Origin of the sequence: Coprococcus eutactus, from assembly GCF_001404675.1 — a bacterium.
In the GTDB taxonomy this organism is placed as follows: domain Bacteria; phylum Bacillota; class Clostridia; order Lachnospirales; family Lachnospiraceae; genus Coprococcus; species Coprococcus aceti.
This window is the reverse complement of the sequence record NZ_CYXU01000003.1, coordinates 55,652-80,349: the sequence shown is the minus strand read 5'-3', so window position 1 is coordinate 80,349 and position 24,698 is coordinate 55,652. Positions and strand designations below refer to the sequence as shown.

The window sequence follows — 24,698 nt, the reverse complement described above, 5'->3', positions numbered from 1 at the left end:
CTTGATAAAATATAGTGACATTCTCAATAATAAAGCCACTAGGTTTTAAGGAGGATTATTATATGAGGAACAGGAAAATGTTGATTGCAGGACTTATCACGGTGGTGATGGGAATTTCTATAGTTGGATGTGGAAATGATGGCAAATCCACCAGAGAGACGGAGTCAACAGAGCAGGTAACCGAAACGGGAATGGCAACGGAGGAGGAATCTGAGGCTGAGGATACAGGTGATACTGAATCTGATGATTCATATGCAGATGAAACCGATTACAGTGATGACAGTGAGGAATCCACAGAATTTACGATGCCTGTATATGAGGATTTCACATTGGCATCGGGACTCAGCGAGAATTACGCAGATCTTGACAATAGGTCATTTGTATATAATGGAAAGAAATTCACTTTAGGTGAGTCCACCTTGAAGGATCTTATAGATGGCGGAATACCATTTGAGCAGAATTCACTCAATAACAGTGGAAACAATGTAAATAAAAATTACGAAACTGACAGATACACAGCAGACATCAATGACTACGTAACGATGCAGTTTATGTTTGGCAATTTTACTGACAGTGAGCAGAAGGCAGAGGATTGCGTTCTCTCATATGTAAGATATTCACACCTTTTTGTGCCAAACCCGGATTATGATGCCAGCATGAATGCAGAGATCAGTGAGATGATGCTTGATGGTGCAAAGCAGGTGAACTTCTCATTTCCAACAACTATCACCAAGGATCAGTTGCTTGAAAAGTGCAGCGAGAATGCAGAAGTAGATGGCAAGATAGTCAAGTACAGTGTAGATTCTGAGGTTTATATGGGAAGCAGCGGCTATACATTTGAGTTTGACGATACAACAGGACAGCTCAAAGAGGTCAGAATAAGCTGGCTTCCGTAACTAAAAAGTAATCAGAATAAGAGCCAGAAGAAAAGCCGGATATCTCTATAAAATAGGGATACCCGGCTTGTGACTTTCTTACGGTTTCTCTCTTCCTCAACCATCTCTGATAGCATCTCTTTGACACCCTTCGATTTCTTGATGTTTTTGATCTCAAAATCTCCGAGAGTCTTGTCTGCTGAGCAGCATTTGATAGTTCCGAGACCGAACATTCTCTGACCGAGTGTACGGTTCAGTGATATATCTATGATCCTGTAGAGTCGAACTTCATCCTCCCTGATAATCTTTTTTTGATGTTATCATGGCTTGGAGTTGACAATTTCCCGATTCACAATTACTATAAACCCTGTGATTTCATAGTGAAAATCTGCTCGGATGCCGTCCTGAAAAGCATTCGATCAGGGGGAAATTCGGTGAGATTCCGGTGCAACCGCCATTACTGTGTTAAGACTTGTGTCTTTCAGTCAGAATGCCCGCAGATTTTATGAGATTTCCGGCCGCGTGACGGCGTCTGACAGACACAGACAGCCGGGATATGCGGAGTACCCGGATGCGGATGACATGACAGTTCATCTGTTAGCTTTTGGGCGTGGGAAAAGCAGAATACATATTCCCTGCTTTATAACCTACAATTAAATAAAGAAAGGAAAATAGGAGATGAAACGAATCAGGACATTGATGCTTTCATTCTTATTGGCATGCGCAGTTTTAGTGGCACCATTTGCTTCAAATGCAAGCTGGGGCTATGTTCAGGCTGCTGCCGCAGAGAGTGATGGCGAAGTTGATTACAGCACTGAGTACGTTGTGCTGTCTCTTGAGGGATTTACTCTTGGCCAGGGATTCTATATCGAGCCAGAGAGAATGTCCTACAAAGAGATCGGTGAAGTCTGGAAAGAGGAAGGCATAGACATCGACCTGTCTAAGCTTACCGTATCACAGGCAACTTACGCGTTTTTCAAGAAAGAGGGACTTGAAACAGAACCTTCAGGAACAGACAAATACAACAGTTCCAGTTATTATCTTGCCAACGTAAAGGGCATTGATAAGGGAGCTGCAAATGTTCCACAGGAGCTTAAGGATGCTTATCAGAAGAAGAATGGAAAGGCACTTGAGCTTAAGGACAAGACTGGAAAAGATCTTGGCCAGTTTGACTATTTCAGCATGTCTGGCTGGATGAACACAGTTGACAATATAATGGGAAATGTCGGCGCAGGAGAATATCAGGTAGATTCTGCAGCCGGAGTAGACAATACACACGTTATCCGTTGGCAGTTCACACTCGCAGATTATGGCGCAGATCTGGGATATGGCTACAATCCGGATAAGAATACATTTGACTCTGAGTATGCATACTATGAGACTCAGGACAAGACAGAGCTCTATGTGCTCTATGCAGAGCATGCAGATGAGATAGCTAAGGACGAGGCTCTACGTGAAGAGGTTCAGGCGGTCATGACAGATCTCACTGCAACTGCAGATGAGGTTCAGGCAGTTGAGAAGAAGATCAGGGGCGACAAGAGAAATACAGTATCTGTAACCATGAATTATTCTGCTCCTTACATGACTCTGGCTGATTCAGAGGGCAATGAGATTGAAGTTGGAGAGCCTGATGGCAGCAAGTATACCCTTGAGCTTGAGCCGGGTACATACCGTCTGTCAGCATATCAGAAGAGCGGTGACGAGAAGACAGATATGGGATCTATAGATCTCGTAGTCACAGACGATCCACAGCAGTCATACAGCATATACAGTATCACAGATATAGCATGTACAGGTTATGACACTGTAGATGGCAACAAAAAATATTGGAAGGAAGACGTTGACTATACCGTCACAGGTAAGGTTATGTCTCCTGACAATGTGGACAGACATGCAGAGTTTGTAAAGACCAGGGAGGGGTCAGATGGCGCCTGGGCAAAGTATGCAGGACTGTTCTACTATGCTGATATGGTGTCAGTGACATATGATCCGGTTGGAGATAGAGCAGATGACTATATCTCTAAGACTGTGTCAAACACACTTACATCCAACAGAAGCTACGGTTATTCAGTAGCTCTTGCAGCGGCAAAGACAGTAGAGTTCACAGTTCCAGAGGGAACTGAGCTCAGAGTTGGTACACTTTCAACATACTATATATATAAGGATGAGGCTGGCATCAAGATAGACAGCAAGGATGCCGGATATGACACATACAAGTATAAGCTTGGAAGTGGTATCACATATTACTACCGTGTAACTGGTGGAGAGGGAGTGACATACTGGAACTGGTTCTCCACAACCACAGATGCTGAGTACAAGGTAACAGCCGAGGATATGTACATCGGCGACAGCACATATGGCCCTGGCACAGTTGTACATGACATGTCAGCCAATAGCTCAGATGTAGCTGATATCTATATGACTTCAAATGAGAAGGGCTACGTGTCAATGCAGAAGGGTGACAAGTATCACCTTGAGTGCTTCCGTAACTGGCAGGCAATAGAGGGTATCATGAATGCAAAATCAGCAGAGCCTGATTATCACTACACAGTTATCGATGAGAATGGTAACCCATCAAGTGATGTGATCAGCGTTGTACCTGGCGAGCATTCAGAGATAGCAGAGATCGAGGCAAAGTCAGAGGGAACAGCGATACTTCTCGTAACCTATGATGCAGAGATCAACAAGCCTGGTATGGGCGGTTCATTCTTCAGTGCGATCTGGCCTGAAAACACAGGTGTAGTCGTATTCACTGTAGGAAATGACGGCTCAGACATTCAGACAAATATGACATTAAATGCAGGACGCAACACAGAGACTGCTAAGACTGCTGTAGACAATCTGGATGCACAGATCGATGTTCTGTATTATCTTGAGGGAGCAGCCGGTGCAGAGTACACATTTACACCGGAGGATGGAGTGGCAGTATCAGTTCTTCATCCACAGATCACGGGAAACAAGCTTACATACAGTGGATTTACAACAGCAGATGTCAAGAAGAATGATGATGGAAGCTACACTGTAAGCGGTCTCACAGAGGGATCAAACATAATAAAGGTGACAAAGGACGGAGTTAGCACATATCAGGTAGTACGTGCAAAGGAAGTCCCGGTATCATACACATATAAGAACGCTGATGGTGACGAGATCTCAGCAGATGAACTCAGAGCCGGTGATACCATAGAGGTTTCATATGGTAAGCGTACAGAGGATGGCAAGAAGGCATACGACGGTCTGTATATTCCGGCCAACAAGCTTGCAGGAATTTACAACATGGCCGGAACTATAAAACTGTCAGATGGTGAGGGAAATGAATTCTCAGGAGCAAGCAACCAGTATGCATTTGCATCATATCCTGCTGCCCAGACAGTTACAGTCAAGATACCTCAGTATTTTGCAGGTGACGAGTACACGCTGAGCGGAGTTCTGTATGAGGGCGGATTCGGTTCGCCATACGGTTCACACAGAGAGGTCCGCCATGCAACAGGAAAGCCTGTACAGATGGCAGCAAGCGTACGTGTGGCATACCTTGGAAGTCTCCCGGATATGTCATTTAAGCTGGCAAAGACAGACTTTGTCCAGGTAAAGCTTGATGTAGTGGATGGTGCTACAAACGAAGCAGTAGAAGGATATAAGGTAAGCATAAAGGATACTGAAGGAAATCCCGTAACAGTAAAGGACGGCAGCTTCAATGGTCTTGCAGGCAGACAGTACAATTACACTATGAAGTGTGCCGGATACATGTATGCCGAGGGAACATTTGAGATCCCGGAGGATACTTCCGGCGAGATGTCACAGACCATCAGCCTCACAGCGTCAAGTGCAACTGCTTGGGATGGCGAGAGCAAGACCGAGCCCGAACAGGTTGACGGAGTATACCAGATCAGCACAGGTGCAGAGCTGTACTGGTTTGAAAATGAGGTAAATGTCAATAAGAAGGTCGACATTAATGCAGTGCTCACAGCGGATATCAACCTTGCAGGATATAGCTGGACACCAATAGGTACATCGGGTGCCATATACATGGGTTCATTTGACGGCCAGGGACATACTATCAGCAATCTGTATCAGAATGATATAGGCTACTCAGGAATATTTGGACAGGCGGGTGCAAGGATCAGCAGCCTCACAGTAGAGGGAACTATCATCATGAGCACCAAGACTGCAGCAGGAGCGGTTGTGGGATACCTGTATCAGGGAACCACAGATGCACCGGCAAGAGTAGCAGGTTGTACATCTAAAGTAAATATCACTTACACAGGCACAAATACATCAGCTTCGATAGGTGGTCTGGTAGGATACTGTAACACGAACAAAATAAGCAACACAGTGATTGAGAACTGTGTAAATCATGGAACTATTAAGGCAGAAAACGGTGGTACCGTCGGCGGAATCATAGGATCTATGAGCAGCCGAAATATCTGCGTACAGAATTCGACAAACTATGGTGACATCACAGCCAAGACAAATGTTGGTGGAATACTCGGAAGCCACAATGAATACTATCCGCAGGATCCTGGATGCAAGATCATTTCATGCTACAATGCAGGAACGATCACAGGCCAGACAAATGCAGGCGGTATTGCAGGTGTTTTCAAGGGTAATACGTCAAATGACGCAGGCGTGGAGATCACAGACTGCTACAGCGCAGGAACTGTAAATGGCAGCGACACAGCCACAACAGGCGTATTTGCAGGCTATTCAGAGGATCTGACAATATCAGGATCTGCATATTCATGCACAGCCGCAGCAGATGAGAGCATCACAGAGGATCAGGCTTCATATGTATCGGCTGCTAATATAGAGGCAGTCAAGAAGCTCACAGTTGACACAGTTACCAAGATCAATGACGGAGAGGCCATCTTGAACGTGGCACCTGCAGCAGAGATCATGGCAAATGTTCCTCTGACAGCAGAAGATGGAGAATTTGTAGAGACATACAAGAAGGTAAGAACTGTAATTGACGGAGTTACTATCTTCAACATAGGTGTATATGACTACACAGCAAGTGCAGCCGGAATAAATGGTGCATCAAAGGATGGAGTTATCCTTGAGAACACAAAGGTTGAGGCAGCTTCCGCGGTTGACGCTGTAAAGCGTGCACTGGATAATGCCGGAATAGCCTACGATATTCAGGAGTCAGCTTATGGCCCATATATCGTATCTGTAAACGGACTTGCATCAGTTGCTGACTACTCAATGTCAGGATGGATGCTGTCATACAACGGAGACGACTTTGACAACGGTGGGCTTGGTTCACTGGATGCAAAGGATAACGACACTATCGAGCTTCACTATGAGCTCACAGGAGCAGATGTAGCAGCATCATTCTCAGGACTTCCTACATTTGAGTCCATGACAATAGATGGAACAGAGATAACATTTACCACAGAGACAGAAACCGATGAGAATTGGAATTCTATCTACACATACAAGGCAAATGGAGAGGTTCTGAATGGAACAGGAACAAAGGCTGATCCATTTGAGGTCGGTGTTGTATTGCCGGAGAGCGCAGATCTTGTAAAGCTTGACATGACATACAAGACAACTGCGGATGGCCATTATGTTGTGGTTGACGGACTTTCAGCCAAGATCAACCTGACAAATGATGTTGTGTGCAGGATCACATCAAGAGGTGGAAGAACTGCATGGTACAAGATCATGGCAGTGACAGCACTCACTGAGGACAATACAAAGCTTGAGATAGCAGACGCAGAGTACACTGGAGAGGAGCTCACACCGGAAGTTACCGTATATGTAAATGACAAGAAGCTTGATCCAAGCAGCTATGAGGTTACATACAGTGATAACGTAAATGCCGGAAAGGGTACTTGTACAGTAAAGGGAACTGGTAAGTTCTCTGGTACAATTCAGGGCGAGTTCGAGATAAAGAAGTCTACAAAGACGATAACTACAGAAAAGACTGAGATCGAGGTTCTTGAAAATGCAGAGCCATTTGATCTCAAGGTTACAGGACAGGGTACACTTACATTTGCATCATCTGCACCAGAGGTGGCAGAGGTAGATCCTGAGACAGGACGTGTGACAGTCAAGGCTGTCGGTGAGACTGAGATCACAGTTTCATCTGAGGGAACAGAGAACTACGAGGCTGGACAGATCGTTATCAAGATAACAGTCAAGGAGGTTCCTGTAGAGCCAGAGGAGCCGGATACAAAGGTTACACTCACAAAGGACAACACAGTTATAGAAGTTGCAGATGTGACATATACAGGCAAGGCACAGAAGCCTGAGGTTACAGTAACAGTTGACGGTAAGAAGCTTGAGGCGGCTGATTATACAGCATCGTATGCAAATAACGTGAACGCCGGAACAGCCAAGGTAACTATAACAGGTAAGAACGATTATACAGGCAGTGTTGAGCAGACCTTCAAGATCAATAAGGCAGACCAGACAGTGACAGGCAACACATTATATGTATACAATAGATATATAACTGTTAAGGCTGCTGGTAAGGGAACTGTAACTTACTCATCAACAAACAAGAATATTGCGATAGTAAACAGCAAGTCAGGTCTTGTGAGAACCAAGAAGCCGGGCAGAGTACAGATAAAGATCACTGTCTCAGGCAACAGCAATTACAACAAGGCAAGCGGAATCGTAACTCTGATAGTTACCCCTGCAAAGTCATCAATAACAAAGCTTGCATCAAACAGCAGCAGAAGTCTTAAGGTGACCTACAAGAAGGTAAGCGGTGCTACCGGATATCAGATAACATATGCTACAAACAAGAGCTTTAAGTCTGCAAAGACAAAGTATGTGAGCGCAAAGTATGGCAGTGCAACTATCAAGAATCTAGCAAAGAACAAGAGATACTATGTGAGAGTAAGAGCTTACAAAACAATAAATGGCAAGAGATACATGGGACTTGGCAGCTCAGTGAAGTCTGTCAAAGTAAAATAATTCTCAGGCCATAGAAACGCAGAGATGATCCGGAGGAAAGAGGTATGGAGAACAAGAGAGCTGGCTATACACGTGAAGAATGTTGTCAGATGCTTCTGGACGCATATATTTCACTTGGAAGATATCCGAAAAAGTCAGACTTTACACCGGAGCAGGTTGGCTGGATAAAATCCTACCTTGGGCCATGGCCGAGAGCCCTTGAGGCCTGTGGCATTCTTCCTGACCGGTCTGCGGAGCGGGCTGAGGCAAAGAAGCATAAGCGCATAGCTTCCAAGAGGAAGATGACCCAGTACAAGCTTGCGAAGCAGAACGGGAAAACTGAATAAAAAATTTTAAACCACAGGTTTACTTTTAACCTGTGGTTTATTTGTGTTATAGTATCTGTAGATTCCTTCTGACATATTTTATTATTAGTGTTCGGGATATTGACCCAGTTATAAGACTATTGGAGATATTGGTAGTCAGATAGTTTATAGCATTTACAATGGGAGGTATCATTTATGACACAGAACAATTTTCCAATGATCGACCTTTGTGCAACAGGCAAGAGGATCAAAGAAGTGAGAGAGCAGAAAGGAATCACCGTAAAAGCATTGCAGGCATTTCTCGGGTTCAATGAACCTGTATCGATCTACAAGTGGCAGAGGGGCGAATGCCTTCCTACATTTGACAACATGTATGCAATGGCCTGCCTATTCGGGGTAGGGATTGACGACCTTCTGGTGGGAAACCGCCAGGAGGTTGTTTTTGTTTGCGCGCCATGGGCGCGCTCTAACGGGTGTCATTTATCTCTGGGGACGGACCTCCGTCCCCATTAAATATTTGATTAATGGTGGTAGTGTGTTACAATTATATTTATATGTAAGTATAAACTTGAGCTGATCTGGGACCGGAATAATGTACGTGAGATGGGGGATTCGGTATGAAGAATGCAAGCAAGAGGCAGTATATACTGACGCTGATAGTGAGTTTTGTGGCAATTGTGGTACTGTCGTTGTGTACGATCATGACATTTTATAAGAAGTCAGTGAATGATACTCTGGCTTTGGCGGCAGAGACTGTTAAGCAGGAGCAGGAATATATGAATTCGTATCTGAATCGAGCCGTGGATGCGGTGGAAGTTACGAAGATCACTGTGGAGCATATGATGAGAGAAGGCAGGCCGGAGCAGGATATACTGAACTTTCTCACAAATGAATCAGATTATTATCTCCAGGATATAGATGCTGCATTCACAGGCGTATATGGCTTTATAAACGGCGAATACCTGGATGGTATAGGCTGGGTTCCCGACGATGATTATGTTCCTCAGGAGCGGGCATGGTACAAGGCAGCAGTGGCGGCAGACGGCCAGCCAACCCTGGGCCAGCCGTACATCGATGCGCAGACAGGTGATATTCTGATGTCAGTCAGCCAGTTACTCTATGATGGTGTGAGCGTAATATCTCTGGATGTAACTCTGGATCAAATACAGGCTGAGACGGAAAATATCAAATTAAATGGTCAGGGATATGCATTCGTCTGCGACAAGTCAGGCTTGGTGATAACCCATTCAGACAAGAAAGATGTAGGACAGGACTATACTCAGGGTGAAATGTCTGCACTCATGAAGGGCATAACGGACAATGACGGCGAACCATTTCAAGCGGTTGTTGATGACAAGAAGGTGACGGTTTTCAGCTGTTCCATAGTTGATGAATGGTATGTGGTCATGGTCATCACAAATGAGAAGCTGTACCACGGAATAAGAAACCTGATAGGCTACGATATAGGCGTTGGAATAGTTTTATATATAATTATAGTGTTCTTCTGTACCAGATCCAAGAATAGTACGGATGCAATCATGAGCCAGCTCGATGAGACAAATAACGAACTCACAGACCTGAATAATATGGTCATGCAGGCATTTGCCAAGACGATAGATGCAAAGGACAAATACACAAAAGGCCACTCCGTGCGTGTTGCCAGATACAGCCGTGAGCTGGTGAAGCGGATGGGCGGAACAATCAGGGAGCAGGACGAGATATATCAGATAGCACTGCTTCATGATATGGGCAAGATACGTATTCCGGACAACATAATCAACAAGCCGGGAAGACTTACGGATGAAGAATTCTCCATGATAAAGCTTCATTGTGTAAATGGATACCATATTCTCAAGAATATAAATGCATTTCCGGAACTGGCGGTGGGCGCAAAGTATCACCACGAGAGGTACGATGGAACAGGATATCCAAGTGGGCTGAAGGGAGAAAATATACCGAGGTGTGCAAGGATCATAGCGGTGGCGGACAGCTATGATGCCATGACATCCAACCGAAGCTACAGATACGCCCTGCCACAGAAGATAGTGCGCGATGAGATGGAGAAGGGCAAGGGCAGTCAGTTTGATCCGGACATTGCAGAAGTCATGCTCAGTATGATTGATGAGGATGAAGACTACAACATGAGACAGGTCGAGAAGATGGTCAGCAATATCCTTGTTGTAGATGACGAGAAGATAAATATCAGACTTATAGAGAATATCTGCAAAAACGAGCCTCTCTACAAGGTCATTGCGGCTGAGAGCGGAAAGCAGGCCATAGACATAGTGGGAAATCAGCAGATAGACCTAGTATTGCTCGATATCGAGATGCCAGACATGGATGGATTCCAGACGCTGGAAGAGATACGAAAGATCACAGACGTACCGGTCATATTCGTAACAGCTTATAAGGATTATAAGCTGATAGAGAGAGCGAGACAGATGGGGGTTGAGGATTATATTACGAAGCCGTTCCTTCCAATAGTTTTCCTTGAGACCTTGTACGGAGTTATCGGTTAAATACAGATGGGGGGACACTTTGGGGAAGATAGTAAATGAGAAATCAGATAAAAAAAGTTCAAAGGCTGTACCTTGGAAGAAGATGCTCAACAATGATACGGACATGCAGCTGCTTCTATTTAATATAATTACAGGTGGAGGCACCGTTGGCGGAATCATCAGCTTTATAGCGAGCCTGATCATCAAAACTCCACTTATACAAGATGTTGCCATATTGAGCGCGTTGGCTGTGCTCGGCATATGCATTTACCTTGCAAATGCAAAAAAGATGGTGAGACAGAGTGCTATAGTGATCGTTTTTGTTATAACTTTGATGGCATTTCCGATGATGTTCTTCACCTCGGGCGGAGCGTACAGCGGTATGGGTTTCTGGTTTGGCTTAGGCATGATATTCTCATTCCTTCTGATAGATGGCGTGTTTTGCTATGTCATGCTGGCTGTCCAGATCATAATGGTGGTTGCATGTTACATAGTCTCGTATAAATACCCAGAACTGGTGATCCCATTGGCAAATGAGAGAAGTGTGTATGTAGACATGCTCCAGAGCCTTATAATATTCGGCATAGTTATCGGATCCATAGTGAGATTCCAGAATGCCGTATACAAGTGTAAACTAGAGGAGATAGAGCAGATAAATGAGGAGCTTACCAGGGCGAAGGATGATGCTGATGTGGCGAACCATGCCAAATCCGAGTTCCTTGCGCATATGTCCCATGAGATCAGGACTCCGCTAAATACCATAGTGGGGATGAATGAGATAATAATGAGAGAGACACACGAGGAACAAACCATGAAATGTGCCAGGGATATACAGAGCTCAAGTGATATCCTGGTAGATCTGGTTAGGGATGTGCTGGATTTCTCCATGATAGAATCGGGCAGGATGGAGATAGTCAATGAGGAATATCATTTCAGCCAGCTGCTCAGCAATGTGTTGTCTGTTATGGAGTCCAGAGCAAGACAGAAGAATCTGGAGCTTGATGCCGAGGTTCAGGAGATTTTGTACAATGATCTGAAAGGCGATTCCGCCAGAATATGCCGGATCCTGATAAATCTTATTGGAAATGCTGTGAAGTATACGAAGAAAGGTTCGATCAGAGTGACCGTCCATATGGAGGATCATGGTGCAGATCCCCGTAATGTGGAACTGGTCATGGCTGTTCGTGATACTGGAATCGGAATAAAAGAGGAAGATCAGGAGAGACTTTTCAAAGATTTTGAGCGGCTTGATCTGTCGAATAACCGATCTATAGAGGGGACAGGACTCGGGCTGGCCATCACATATCACCTTGTGGAAATGATGGGTGGAAGTATAACCTGCCATAGTAAGTATGGACATGGAACTACATTTGTGGTAAAAATCAGCCAGGAACGTCTGTCCGATGAGAGAATAGGCGATTTTAAGGACAGGTACAGACAGTATATGAAGGAGAGAAAGACGTATAAGAGCAAATTGTGTGCCCCGGATGTCAGTGTTCTTGTTGTAGATGACAATGTCATGAATCTGAAAGTTATCAAGATGATGCTTAAGCCTACACGTATGAAGGTTTCGACCTGTGCCAGCGGTGCCGAGTGTCTGGAGCTTATAAAAAAGTACAGGTATGATATCATCCTTATGGATCACATGATGCCTGAGATGGATGGCATGGAGACATTTCACCGTGCTATGCTCATGCGCGACAGCCTGTGTGGCAGGAGTACATATATAGTCATGACTGCAAATGCTGTCATGGGTGCAAGAGAGATGTATCTGGCGGAAGGATTTAAGGATTATATCAGCAAGCCTGTGCAGCCGGAGGTGCTGGAAGATATCCTGATGATATATATACCTGAGGATAAGCTGGTGGATCCGACGGTATGTGATGAAGATCGGGAAAGCCCAACAATGGGTGCCGGAACCGTAGACGACACCGCAGGTGTTATGGAAAAACAGAATTCAGACACATCCTGGAAAGAAGTTCACATTGACCACGAGAAAGGTCTTACATACTGCGGGGGCAGTGAAGACTTTTTGAAAGAAATCATATCAATGTATGCAGCTGACGACAAGCGCGCAGAGATACAGAGGGCTTATGATGAAAAAGATTGGGACGGTTACAGGATATTGATACATACGGTAAAAAGTACATCCAGAACGATCGGAGCCATGGAGCTGGGCGATGAGGCGCAGGAGCTGGAGAATGCGGTTAAAGAACTTGATGTGGATATGATCTGCAAGATGCATGAGAGTGTGATGGCTTCTTACTCGGCTGTACTTGACTGGTGCCGTGTGACAACCGCTCAGTAGGTCCGATATTTTCACAAGACGATAGAATGTAGAACATAGTGCACATATGCAATATTGCAATATGCACAAAAACAGATTACTAATACATGAATACTTGACATTTTCCCATATAATAATACGTCATTATGATATACAATATTGTATTATTTGAAAAATGGGGGAGACTAGGCAATTGTTAAGCAGACAGATCCATCAGCCATAAAGGAGAATGATGTCATATCATTTTATTCATCGGATCCGGCTCTTTCTGGTGCGGTAAATACACATAGAGTTGTCTCGATAGAGACGGATGGTAATAATTATAGGTATATTACAAAGGGCGACGCCAATAATGTGGTGGACCGTTATGATGTGGACTCAAGAGACCTACTTGGCAGGGTGGTGTGGTCGTCACTCATACTTGGCAAGATAGTGAGGCTTGTGTCTAACCCACTTATATTTGTACCCATAATTCTTGTTCCGCTTGCCATTATACTCATAGCCAACCTAGTAAAGACTGTATCCTATGCAAGAAAGATAGCAAAGGATGAGGAGGAAGCAGCCGTAAAAGAGGCTATTCAGTATATAAGAGAGAAGAATCTCAGAGAAACAGGTGACACGACAGAATCCAATGAGAATTCAGAGAGAAAGTCGGAATAGCGGGCCTATAGAAAAAAGCACACAAGATTTTGAGATCTTGTGTGCTTTTTTGATATTCGCAAAGAAAAGTGAAAATGTTCCATTTTTTGCGAGTAAAAGCTGCTGAAGCAAGTCCTGGTATGTGTCGATAATCAAAAATTACAGCGAATTCACCCTGCCCATGAACAGGATCATTCCTGTGCTCTGATCTTCAATCACATACACAAATGGCTTGTCCACAATAAAGTTATATGTTTCTTCACTTGGCATCATTGCTGTTTCCTTGACCATGATGTCTGTCTCTGCTGCGGCCTTGGTTCCGTTCTCGTCCACGATAACCTTTGCCCTGTGATTTACAGATGAGACTGCGATTCCGTCGGCAATCTTGGAGAAGTCTGCGCTGTCTGAATATGCAGATCTTATTCCCATGTTCTGAAGAATTTCATCGAGACCGTCAATGCTCTGCTCATCTGTGAATTTTGGGAGCTGGAGTGTATCGATCTCTACGTTGTTGGCATTATCCAGAGAGTCGATGAGCTTCTGTTTTTCTTCGTTGCTTAGTTTGTCAAAGAGTTCATTTATGTCTCCGTCATCGGCGGTTGGCATGAACACCTTCATGACAACATTGTCGCCGTCGTATGGAAGAGTGATTCCTTTGATCTCACCGTTGTCCATGTATGTGAAGTGCTCACCGTAGAGATGCATCATATCAACAACGCTTTCCTTGTCGGTTCCGTAGAAGCTGCTCTGAAAAGTTTTATCCTCGGTAAAAGGAGTATCCCATTTCCCCTCGAAGTAAACTGCGTTTATGAGCATCATCACGGTTCCACCAGGAATCTCCTTTAAGATTTCAGGGATCATCTTGTTAGTGTTTGTGCTGACCCAATTGTTGACATTCTGTACAACTTTGTCCGGCTGACCGTTGAAGTCTGCTTCATACACCTCACCTGAGTAGTAATCTTTGGCAGGTGTAAGGAAATCCTTTTCTATGTCAGCTGACCAGGATGTATCCTTGTTCATCCATACTGAATTTGCTGTGTTGACAAATGTATTCTGTGACCAGTCTTTTGACAGATATGTCTTCATTTCAGCATTCCACTCGTCAAGATCTGTTATGCCGAGAGCGTTTTCTAGCTCATTTTTTGTTGTACCGCCGGCACCTACATCCAGCATGGACAGTGCACTTGCAATGCTGTAAGGCGAGTAAAATATGTTCTCGTCAGCTGGAAGTGCAGAATACATATTCATAGAGAATTCATTGATTCCGTTCTTTAGCTGGTCAAATGATGTTATATCCGTTTTGACCGGAGTCACAGTGATGTTGTCAGTGAGGGAAGTGACCGACGAATCAGTTTTGGTGTGACCGGGATTATTCCCCGGTGTATTTGTGCCGCAGCCGGCAAGACCTGCACACATACAGGCGCTGAGTAGTAAAGCTGTCATTCGTTTTTTCATAGTTGAAACCTCCTTATTGTAAAGCCCATCGTATCGTCCCGATGACTTATTGTAACTGGTATATCATTAACTCTCAATATATATACGAGTATCAAGAGCTTTTTTGTGGACTTTTTCAACAAATTTTTATATGAGAGGTTTTTATATGAGATTCGTGAGATAGTGAACAATGAACTTGGAAAATGCACGGATTAGATATATATTAATCATAAAGGTTCAATCAGCTTTTAGAATCAGTTTTCATAAGGAGGCAATACGATGGCGCTTATAAAAGGAATACATCATGTGGCACTTAAGTGCTGCAGCAGCGAAGAGTATAAGAATGTAGCAGAGTTTTATGGTGATATATTGGGACTTTCAGTTGCGAGAAAATGGGATGGCGGGATCATGTTTGACACTGGAGATGGCATCATCGAGGTGTTTGAGGATGGTGAGTCACCGCTTCCGCAGGGAAATATAAGACATTTTGCATTTGCCACAGAGGATGTGGATGCCTGTGTTTCGGCAGTGAGAAAGGCAGGATATGAGGTGTTTGTAGAGCCAAAGGACATAGAGATCCAGTCGGATCCAAGGTTTCCGGCAAGGATCGCGTTCTGCCGAGGACCGCTTGGCGAGGAGATAGAATTTTTCTGTGAGAAATGATGAAGAGTTGTAGAGACTTTCTGTTATAGAATTACATGGAGATGATAGGGTTGACAAAGGAAGAATGGTACGCCCGGCTTTTTGAACGTCTGGGAAGGTCGAAATTTCGCAGTGGATTTCATTTGACACAGAAAGATATCGACTATATACATGAAAAGGGGCTGGATACCATAAGACAGCATGCACGGGATTTCATAGCGCAGAGGGAAGCTCCGGCATTCATACCAAATGACGGAAAGCAGACTCCCATGCGGGGACATCCGGTATTTGTGGCACAGCATGCGACGGCTACATGCTGCCGGGAATGCATACGTAAGTGGCATACATTTGCCCCGGGAGTGGAGCTTGGTCCAAGACAGCAGGAGTATCTGGTGGATGTTATCATGACCTGGATAGTGAGTGAGCTTGAAGCAGCCGGGGATAAAGGTCGGTCCGGGGATAAAATGATTTTATACCAGCGGTGTAATGACAAATAATTATATTTGTGGTAGAGTACAGTTTAGGTGGTCAAATAAAAGAAGAAAATCAGGACACACCAATAAAAAATGACTTAGGAAAAGGAACCCGGAAGGGTAGTCAGGAAAGGAAAGAATCATGTTAAGTATAGTTTTCGCTAAATACATAACCCGAGAGTTTAATAGTGATGTGGCAGGGAATACTTTATATACAGATGATAAGCTGCGTGAACATATGTACTCATATGGTACAGGGCGAGAGCGTACGGAACATGATCATACAAATATGCTGACCTGAATGATCTGAGCAAATACATAACAGATCAGATAGGTTTCGATAGACTGAGATCAGCCAGATCTATCAGCATTTATAGATTGGAATCATGATGTACGAAAAAGCGTCCATCCATGTGAGTATTATAGAAGTATTCATGTGGATGGGCGTTTTTTGCGTGTTTTTTAACTCGTCTTTGTGAAGAAGAAATCTGTCACAATTGTAGCAATGCAGATGAGATGAGAATTTTGGGAGGGAAGTATTATGTGTAATGTACCAACAATTGACATGACAGGAACAGGCAGAAATATTGTGAAGCTTAGACAGAATGCAGGTTTTTCTGTAAAGGATCTGCAGGATATATTTGGATTTGCCACTCCAAATGCGATATACAAGTGGCAGAAGGGTATGGCTATGCCAACCGTAGACAACCTGATCATTCTGGCCGCCATCTTTGGTGTAACAGTGGATGATATCATTGCAGTAAACATCTGCTCGACAGTTGGAATCAGTGCGTAGCATAAAAATTTACATATTCATGTATATAAAGGCGGACAGCGGTAACTACGTTGCCCGCCTCTTTTATATCCTGTATGGGGTCAGGCACCTCCGTCCCCATAAGGGGTGAAAATTGGGGGTTGACTTGGAGTGAGCTCCAAGTGATATATTCAATGTAACATATAGGTATTGTGTGAGTGCATATAGCTATAAATAGAAAGGTTTTCTTGAAATTAGGAAAGAGGTGGCAATATGACTATCAAAGAGGTAAGTGAAAAGTTTGATATCACCGCTGATACGCTCAGGTATTACGAGAGGGTCGGGCTTATCCCTCCTGTAGCGAGAAATGCCAGTGGCAACAGAGATTATCAGGAAAAGGATGTCGATTGGGTTGAACACACTGTATGCATGAGAAATGCTGGTGTTCCGATAGAGGCGCTTATTGAATATGTAAAACTGTTCCAGATGGGAGATGCTACATTTGGCGCGAGGCTGGATCTCCTTAAGGAGCAGTATGAGAAACTTGAGGAGCAGAGAAAACAGATTGAAGCCACCATGGATAGATTACATTACAAGATATCCAAATATGAGGAGGCCGTGAAGACCGGCAAGCTTGTATGGGACGGGAAAATTACCGATGGCGAATGCACTATGTAAAAACAGGAGGATAAAGAAAAAATGTATATTGAAAATATCAACGGACCACAGGATGTAAAGAAACTGACAGTAGACGAGATGGGAACACTTGCAGACGAGATGAGACATGCACTTCTCATCAGAGCCAGCAAGCACGGCGGACATTTTGGACCGAACTTTGGTATGGTTGAGGCAACCATAGCACTTCACTATGTATTTGAGTCACCTAAGGATAAGATTGTGTATGACGTGTCACACCAGAGCTATCCGCACAAGATGCTTACTGGAAGAAAGGATGCATACCTCTATGAGGAGCACTATGATGATGTGACTGGTTACAGCAACCCGCATGAGAGCGAGCACGATTTCTTCACGGTTGGACATACCTCAACATCCATCAGTCTGGCTGCAGGTCTTGCAAAGGCAAGGGACCTTCAGGGCGCAGAGGGAAATGTGATAGCGGTGATAGGTGATGGCTCCCTGTCAGGAGGAGAGGCCCTTGAAGGCTTGGACTACGCTAAAGAACTGGATGGCAACCTCATCATAGTTGTAAATGACAACGATATGTCCATAGCTGAGAACCACGGAGGACTCTATACAAATCTCAAATTACTCAGAGATACTAAGGGAACAGCAGAGTGCAATCTGTTCCGCGCCATGGGACTTGATTATTATTACGTGCACGAAGGCAATGATGTGGCAGCCCTCATAGACACATTCCAGAAGGTAAAAGATTCAAAGAAGCCTGTTGTGGTCCACATCAGAACCCTCAAGGGAAAGGGTTATGCACCAGCCGAGGAGCACAAGGAGCAGTGGCACTACAGCGGACCGTTTGACATAGAGACAGGAAGATCGTTATTTGAAGGTGACGAGGAGGACTACTCAAGCGTGTCCTGTGATTACCTGCTTGACAAGATGAAGAAGGATCCAAAGGTCGTTGCCATCACAGCGGGAACACCGACAGTTATAGGATTTACAGAGGATAAGAGACGTGAGGCCGGAAAGCAGTTTGTTGACGTGGGAATCGCAGAGGAGACAGCGGTGGCACTTGCATCAGGAATTGCAGCAGGCGGCGGAAAGCCAGTGTTCGGTGTGTATAGCTCATTTGTGCAGAGAACATTTGACCAGATATCCCAGGATCTCTGTATCAACAACAATGCAGCCACTATAGTGACATTTGCAGGGTCTGTATATGGAATGAACGATGTGACACATCTGGGCTTTCAGGATATCCCGATGCTTTCAAATATCCCGAATCTTGTATATCTTGCTCCGACAACAAAGGAAGAGTATATTGCCATGCTTGACTGGAGCATAGAGCAGAATGAGCATCCGGTGGCCATCAAGCTTCCAGGTGGTGCGATGGTAAGTGGAAGACCTGTTACGAAGAACTTTGGAGATCTGAATAAATATGAGGTGACACAGAAGGGAAGCAAGGTTGCCCTACTCGGCCTTGGAACCTTCTACAGTCTGGCAAATGCCGTTGCAGACGAGATGAAGAGTGAGCTTGGAATAGATGCCACTGTCATCAATCCTTACTATATCACAGGGCTTGACGAGGAGCTTCTCGAAAGCCTCAAGGCAGATCACTCGGTTGTCGTCACCATCGAGGATGGTATACTGGACGGCGGATTTGGCGAGAAGATTGCAAGATTCTATGGTGATTCGGATATGAAGGTACTGAATTATGGTCTTAAGAAGGAATTCCTTGACAGGTACGATGTCGAAGAGGTTCTTAAGGATAATCGTCTTGATGCGGAGATGATCGCAGAGGACGTTAAGGGATTGTTGTAAAGTATATGATTATCTATGATAGATATGTTTATATGAATAATTTATTAGTAGAAATATAGAACAGACATAAAATGCCCCATATAATTCTGAAATTATTTATTCCCAGAAATTATATGGGGATATTTTATTCAAATGTCTGATCATGATATGATGCCGAGTTCTGTCAGAATTGATATGGCTCCTTCGGCGGTGTCTTTGTCAAAGCCGAGAGCCTTAATGCAATCTTAATACAGCACACCGGATCATTACACCGTTTTTTTATATTTCATGATATACTCTTTGTAAACAAACAAAAATAGGAGAAGTATATATGTCTGAAATTACACATAGAAAAAAGCGACTGTCATCCTTTAAGCTGATCGTTTTAGGCTTTGCCGGGGTTATTCTGCTCGGAGCACTGATATTGATGCTGCCGTTTTCATCGACTGCCGGAGTTGTTACGCCGTTTCACGAGGCGCTGTTCACATCGACCTCGGCCGTTTGCGTTACGGGGCTGGTCGTGCAGGATACGGGCAGTTATTGGTCCGCTTTCGGGCAGACGGTAATACTGCTGATGATCCAGATAGGCGGGCTCGGTGTTGTGACAGTTGCGGCATTTTTCGCCATGCTGTCCGGCAGAAAAATATCGCTGATGCAGCGCAGTACCATGCAGGACGCCATCTCTGCCCCGAAGGTCGGCGGGATCGTCCGCCTAACCCGCTTTATTGTACGGGGAACTTTTTTGATCGAGCTTATCGGAATGATCGTCATGCTGCCGACATTTTGCGGAAACTTCGGTATCAAGGGAATTTGGATGGCGGCATTTCATTCGATTTCCGCCTTTTGCAACGCCGGCTTTGACATACTCGGCACCGCAGAAAACAAATACCCGTCTCTTACGGGATACATCGGAGAGCCTACAATAAACATTGCAATTATGCTTTTAATTATTGTGGGCGGTATTGGATTTTTGACCTGGGATGATATTTACACAAACAAGTGGCATTTCAAAAAATACCGTATGCAAAGTAAGGTCATATTGGTAACAACGGCAATCCTCATTATCGCTCCCGCAGTATTCTTTTTCTTCTGTGATTTTACGGGGCTGCCGCTCGCCGAAAGGATTCTTGCGTCGCTTTTTCAGTCTGTCACACCGAGAACCGCCGGTTTCAATACCGCCGATCTTCCCGCTATGACCGGTTCCTCCAAGGCAATTATGATTCTGCTGATGCTCGTCGGCGGATCGCCCGGCTCCACGGCAGGCGGTATGAAAACGACCACGCTTGCCGTTCTGATTCTGAGTGCATTCTCCGTCTGTTGCAAAAAGGACGATGTCGAAGTCTGCGGCAGGCGCATTGACGGTTCGGCAGTGAAAAACGCCGCAGCCGTTGCCGTAATGTATTTCCTGCTGTTTTTTGTCGGCGGCATTGTTATCAGCACGGCAGAAGGTCTGCCGCTTAGCACCTGCCTTTACGAAACGGCGTCCGCTGTCGGAACGGTCGGGCTTACCCTTGGGATCACACCGCAACTCGGTGTTCTTTCTCAGCTTATTTTGATCGTCTTGATGTATCTCGGCAGAGTCGGCGGACTTACCCTGATTTACGCGGCGATCTCCAATAAAAATCAGAGCGGTGCAAAGCTGCCGCTCGAAAATATCACAGTCGGATAAAGGAGTTACTATATTATGAAAAACATATTGTTGATAGGTCTCGGCAGATTCGGTAGGCATATCGCTTTGCAGCTGAATAAGCTCGGGCATGAGGTGATGGCGGTAGACAGCAACGAAGAAAGGGTCAATAAAATTCTGCCGATCGTTACTAACGCACAGATAGGTGACAGCACAAACACGGAATTTTTAAAGTCGCTCGGAATCGGAAACTTTGATGTGTGCATAGTCACCATAGGAGGAAATTTTCAAAATTCGCTGGAAACCACTTCTTTGCTGAAAGAACTCGGCGCAAAATTAGTTGTATCCCGTGCCGAGCGTGATGTGCAGGAGAAATTTCTTCTGCGTAACGGAGCGGACGAGGTCGTTTACCCAGAAAAACAGGTAGCAAATTGGGCTGCTATTCGGTACACCGCCGATCACATACGGGATTACATCGAGGTCGATGAGGCTCATGCCATTTTTGAGGTAGAGGTTCCGGAGGGGTGGATCGGAAAAACCGTCGGAGAGCTGGATATCCGCAGAAAATACAGCATCAATATCATGGCGACCAAGGAGAACGGAAAAATCAATATGGCAGTTTCACCGGAAACCGTTCTTACGAACAAGACCACTCTTTTGGTTCTCGGTGCTTACAAAGAACTGCAAAAGTGTTTTCGCATTTAACAGAGGTGAGTGAGGATGGCTGAACTATTGCTGATCGTCAGCCTGCTTGGCATATTTGCTTTCGGATTTTATCTTATGAGCAGGCTGGATCGATTTCTTGAAGAAAACAGAAAAGCATTGTTAAAGGAAAACGAATCCCGTGAGCCTTCCGAAATTCTGCTGCCGCAGGGGCTGTCCGAAAGTGAAATATTATGTGAGATCCGCCGTTTTCGTGAAACGCACGGAAATGTCGATATTATTCTTTCCGATGGGCAGAAGAATGATTTTTAGACTGCGGTAGATTTTTTTACAGTTTTACTGTATAATAATAAAATAAAAATGGCGGTGAAACCGATGAAAGTACAAAACGAACAGTCAAAATTCGATACAGACGAGCATATCCTTGTCTGCCTATCCTCTTCTCCGTCCAATGCAAGGATCATACACACCGCCGCAAAGATGGCTAAGACCCTTCATGCAAGATTTACCGCCATCTATGTGCAGACGGATACGGTCATAAATGATGAGGATCAGGCCCGACTTTCCCAGAACATACAGCTCGCGCAAAGGCTCGGCGCTGAGATCGTTATGACGCACGGCGAGGATGTACCGCTGCAGATCTCGGAATATGTCAGGCTTTCCGATGTCACAAAAATTGTGATCGGGCAAAGCAGTGCCAGACGCAGATGGCTGTTCGGAAGACCGACTCTCACTGAAAAGCTGATCTCCTCCGCCCCCGATGTTGACATTCATATTATTCCCGATGCACTGAACTACACAAAGCCGCACAGACGCCGTCTGTTCTTAGGTGCAGAGATACCGTCGCTGCGGGATATTGCCGTGACCGTCCTGGCGCTTGCCGTATGTACGGCGATCGGGTTTCTGTTCGACCATCTCGACTTTCCCGATACCAATATCGTTACGGTATACATCCTAGGTGTGCTGATGATCTCCGTTTTGACCAAAGGATACCTTTGCAGTATGGCAGGCTCACTTCTAAGTGTTGTATTGTTCGGATTTTTCCTTACCGAACCCAGGTTGTCCTTTCAGACATATGCCGTAGGCTATCCCGTTACCTTTGCAGTCATGCTGGCGTCTTCCGTTCTCACCGGCACGCTTGCCTCGAAGCTGAAAGATCATGCAAGGCTCTCGGCTCGCTCCGCGTTCCGTGTGCAGGTGCTGTTCGACACTGATCGTCTGCTGCAAAAAGCAAAAAGCAACGATGATGTTTTAAGCGTGACCTGTATGCAGCTCTCGCGGTTGCTTGACCGAAGCATTGTTGCCTATACGAAAGGCGAAAACGGAATGTTGTCCGGGCGGCTGTATGCCGAAAAAAAGGATACACACGCTGAAAAGCTGCTAAGCGATGCAGAGCGGCAGACCGCAGAATGGGTGCTTCAAAACGGTTGCCGTGCAGGAGCAGCGACAGCACAGTTTGGAAAATCCGAATGTCTTTATCTTGCGATCCGTGCAGGCGGCAGAGTATACGGTGTAATCGGGATACCGATGAAACCCGAAAAGCCCGATTCATTTGAGAGCAGCATCGTACTTTCGGTTGTGAACGAATGTGCGCTGGCAATGGATAATGCTCACAACGCCGCCGAAAAGGAACGGGCGGCAGATCTTGCAAAAAGCGAGCAGCTGCGCGCCGACCTTTTGCGGTCGATCTCACACGATCTGCGCACGCCGCTTTGCTCCGTTTCGGGTAATGCGGACACGCTTTTGCATAACGGAAACTGCCTGGACGAAGCAACCAAGCAGCAGATCTATAAAGATATTTATGACGATTCCGAATGGCTGATCGGCGTGGTGGAAAATCTGCTGTATGTTACACGGCTGAATGACGGACGCCTGAAGCTGGAGCTTACCGACCAGCTTGTAGACGAAGTGGTCAACGAAGCCGTTTCGCACTTGAAGAAAAAATCCGTCGGACACAAGGTGACGGTAAGGTGCGACGATTTGATCCTTGCCCGTATGGACGCACAGCTTATCGTGCAGGTCATTGTCAACCTTATTGATAATGCTTTGAAATATACCGAACAAGGCTCCGAGATCTGCGTAAGTGCCGAAAAACAGGGCGGGGATGCCGTAATCCGAGTCGCCGATAACGGAAACGGAATTGCAGACGATATGAAACCGCATATTTTTGAGATGTTTTACACCGGGAAAAATACCGTTGCAGACAGCCGCAGAAGCTTCGGGATCGGGCTTACCCTGTGTAAATCTATCGTAGAGCTGCACGGCGGAACGCTGACGCTTACGGATAACGTACCGCACGGCTGCATATTTACCTTTACTTTACCGCTCAGCGAGGTGACTCTGAATGAATAAACCCCTTGTTCTCGTTGTGGAGGACGACCGTCCCGTCCGCAATCTGATCGTAACAACATTAAAGGCGCACGATTACCGCTACCTGACCGCGGAGAACGGACACAGCGCTATTATAGAAGCGACCTCCCATAACCCGGATATCGTTCTGCTGGATCTGGGGTTGCCGGATATCGACGGCACACAGGTGATCGAAAGCATCCGCTCATGGTCAAATATGCCCATTATTGTGATCAGTGCGCGCAGCGAGGATAAAGACAAAATCACGGCGCTGGATGCCGGGGCGGACGACTATCTGACAAAGCCCTTTTCCATAGAGGAGCTTTTGGCACGCCTTCGGGTCACGCAAAGACGGCTGCTGCTGCTTCAGGCAAGCGGCGACGCCGACTCACCCGTTTTCCAAAACGGCAAGCTTAAAATTGATTATGCTGCCGGCTGTGCTTATCTAAATGGGGAGGAATTGCACCTGACCCCGATTGAATACAAGCTTTTGTGTCTGCTCTCTCATAATGTCGGAAAGGTGCTGACGCACACCTATATCACGCAGCAGATTTGGGGCAGCAGCTGGGAAAAAGATATTGCTTCTCTGCGGGTGTTTATGGCGACCCTGCGCAAAAAGCTGGAGTCGCAAAAGGACAGTCCGCAATACATTCAGACGCATATCGGCGTCGGTTACCGTATGCTGCGGGTAGACTGAGAAAAGCGAGAAAACAAGGATTTGAACTTATATGCAATAGAAAAGTGCTTGGCTTTGCTTTGGGGAGTATAAAACACAGCCTGTGCCAATTTGCCGTCCGAAAC

The 24,698-nt window shown here is 45.4% G+C and carries 19 protein-coding genes and 1 riboswitch; of the genes, 17 read left to right on the top strand and 2 right to left on the bottom strand.

Annotation, left to right across the window (positions count from 1 at the left end; all coding sequences use genetic code 11):
• The first annotated feature begins 62 nt into the window (after positions 1–62).
• On the top strand, positions 63–896 hold the full coding sequence (locus tag ARA78_RS07435) for a hypothetical protein (RefSeq protein WP_055146363.1): 834 nt from the start codon (positions 63–65) through the stop codon (positions 894–896).
• 11 nt (positions 897–907) lie between these two features.
• Here the strand turns inward: ARA78_RS07435 and ARA78_RS14560 are convergent, their stop codons facing one another.
• Positions 908–1,177, bottom strand: coding sequence for a PH domain-containing protein (locus ARA78_RS14560; RefSeq protein WP_334291739.1), 270 nt, complete (start codon positions 1,175–1,177; stop codon positions 908–910).
• Positions 1,178–1,246: 69 nt separating this feature from the next.
• Positions 1,247–1,392, top strand: a riboswitch (cobalamin riboswitch).
• Between the two features lie 161 nt (positions 1,393–1,553).
• On the opposite strand from ARA78_RS14560, the gene ARA78_RS07425 reads away from it, so the two are divergent.
• The 6 genes from ARA78_RS07425 (at position 1,554) to ARA78_RS07400 (ending at position 13,546) form a co-directional block, all read left to right on the top strand.
• Complete coding sequence (locus tag ARA78_RS07425) at positions 1,554–7,796, top strand: DUF4430 domain-containing protein (RefSeq protein ID WP_242849687.1); 6,243 nt, start codon at positions 1,554–1,556, stop codon at positions 7,794–7,796.
• Between the two features lie 44 nt (positions 7,797–7,840).
• Positions 7,841–8,122, top strand: a complete 282-nt coding sequence (locus ARA78_RS07420; protein ID WP_055271920.1) for a homing endonuclease associated repeat-containing protein — start codon at positions 7,841–7,843, stop codon at positions 8,120–8,122.
• Between the two features lie 174 nt (positions 8,123–8,296).
• Entirely contained in the window at positions 8,297–8,614 is a 318-nt protein-coding gene (locus tag ARA78_RS07415) for a helix-turn-helix domain-containing protein (RefSeq protein WP_070097475.1), read from the top strand.
• 104 nt (positions 8,615–8,718) lie between these two features.
• On the top strand, positions 8,719–10,620 hold the full coding sequence (locus tag ARA78_RS07410; RefSeq protein WP_055280318.1) for an HD domain-containing phosphohydrolase: 1,902 nt from the start codon (positions 8,719–8,721) through the stop codon (positions 10,618–10,620).
• Between the two features lie 19 nt (positions 10,621–10,639).
• On the top strand, positions 10,640–12,907 hold the full coding sequence (locus ARA78_RS07405) for an ATP-binding protein (protein ID WP_055280317.1): 2,268 nt from the start codon (positions 10,640–10,642) through the stop codon (positions 12,905–12,907).
• 333 nt (positions 12,908–13,240) lie between these two features.
• On the top strand, positions 13,241–13,546 hold the full coding sequence (locus ARA78_RS07400) for a hypothetical protein (RefSeq protein WP_055147822.1): 306 nt from the start codon (positions 13,241–13,243) through the stop codon (positions 13,544–13,546).
• A gap of 138 nt (positions 13,547–13,684) precedes the next feature.
• Here ARA78_RS07400 and ARA78_RS07395 read toward each other — a convergent pair whose 3' ends face one another.
• Positions 13,685–14,980, bottom strand: coding sequence for a serpin family protein (locus ARA78_RS07395; RefSeq protein ID WP_055280316.1), 1,296 nt, complete (start codon positions 14,978–14,980; stop codon positions 13,685–13,687).
• A gap of 258 nt (positions 14,981–15,238) precedes the next feature.
• Here ARA78_RS07395 and ARA78_RS07390 point away from each other — a divergent pair, with 258 nt between their 5' ends.
• The 10 genes from ARA78_RS07390 (at position 15,239) to ARA78_RS07345 (ending at position 24,594) form a co-directional block, all read left to right on the top strand.
• Positions 15,239–15,622, top strand: coding sequence for a VOC family protein (locus tag ARA78_RS07390; RefSeq protein WP_015534226.1), 384 nt, complete (start codon positions 15,239–15,241; stop codon positions 15,620–15,622).
• Positions 15,623–15,672: 50 nt separating this feature from the next.
• The gene (locus ARA78_RS07385) at positions 15,673–16,098 is read left to right on the top strand and encodes a DUF4186 domain-containing protein (protein WP_055280315.1); all 426 of its coding nucleotides are present in this window, start codon (positions 15,673–15,675) and stop codon (positions 16,096–16,098) included.
• A gap of 517 nt (positions 16,099–16,615) precedes the next feature.
• Positions 16,616–16,870 (top strand): helix-turn-helix domain-containing protein, encoded by a 255-nt coding sequence (locus ARA78_RS07380; protein ID WP_015534224.1) that lies wholly within the window; start codon positions 16,616–16,618, stop codon positions 16,868–16,870.
• Between the two features lie 231 nt (positions 16,871–17,101).
• Positions 17,102–17,506, top strand: coding sequence for a MerR family transcriptional regulator (locus tag ARA78_RS07375; RefSeq protein ID WP_004850681.1), 405 nt, complete (start codon positions 17,102–17,104; stop codon positions 17,504–17,506).
• 21 nt (positions 17,507–17,527) lie between these two features.
• Positions 17,528–19,279: a 1-deoxy-D-xylulose-5-phosphate synthase gene (locus ARA78_RS07370; RefSeq protein ID WP_055280314.1), complete on the top strand. Its 1,752-nt coding sequence runs from the start codon at positions 17,528–17,530 to the stop codon at positions 19,277–19,279.
• Positions 19,280–19,589: 310 nt separating this feature from the next.
• Positions 19,590–20,927 (top strand): TrkH family potassium uptake protein, encoded by a 1,338-nt coding sequence (locus tag ARA78_RS07365; RefSeq protein ID WP_055224440.1) that lies wholly within the window; start codon positions 19,590–19,592, stop codon positions 20,925–20,927.
• A gap of 15 nt (positions 20,928–20,942) precedes the next feature.
• Positions 20,943–21,590 (top strand): potassium channel family protein, encoded by a 648-nt coding sequence (locus ARA78_RS07360; protein ID WP_015534220.1) that lies wholly within the window; start codon positions 20,943–20,945, stop codon positions 21,588–21,590.
• Between the two features lie 15 nt (positions 21,591–21,605).
• Positions 21,606–21,860: a hypothetical protein gene (locus ARA78_RS07355; protein WP_015534219.1), complete on the top strand. Its 255-nt coding sequence runs from the start codon at positions 21,606–21,608 to the stop codon at positions 21,858–21,860.
• Positions 21,861–21,923: 63 nt separating this feature from the next.
• The gene (locus ARA78_RS07350; protein WP_055280313.1) at positions 21,924–23,900 is read left to right on the top strand and encodes an ATP-binding protein; all 1,977 of its coding nucleotides are present in this window, start codon (positions 21,924–21,926) and stop codon (positions 23,898–23,900) included.
• On the top strand, positions 23,893–24,594 hold the full coding sequence (locus ARA78_RS07345) for a response regulator (protein ID WP_015534217.1): 702 nt from the start codon (positions 23,893–23,895) through the stop codon (positions 24,592–24,594). The genes ARA78_RS07350 and ARA78_RS07345 overlap by 8 nt, the downstream gene beginning before the upstream one ends.
• Positions 24,595–24,698 lie beyond the last annotated feature (104 nt).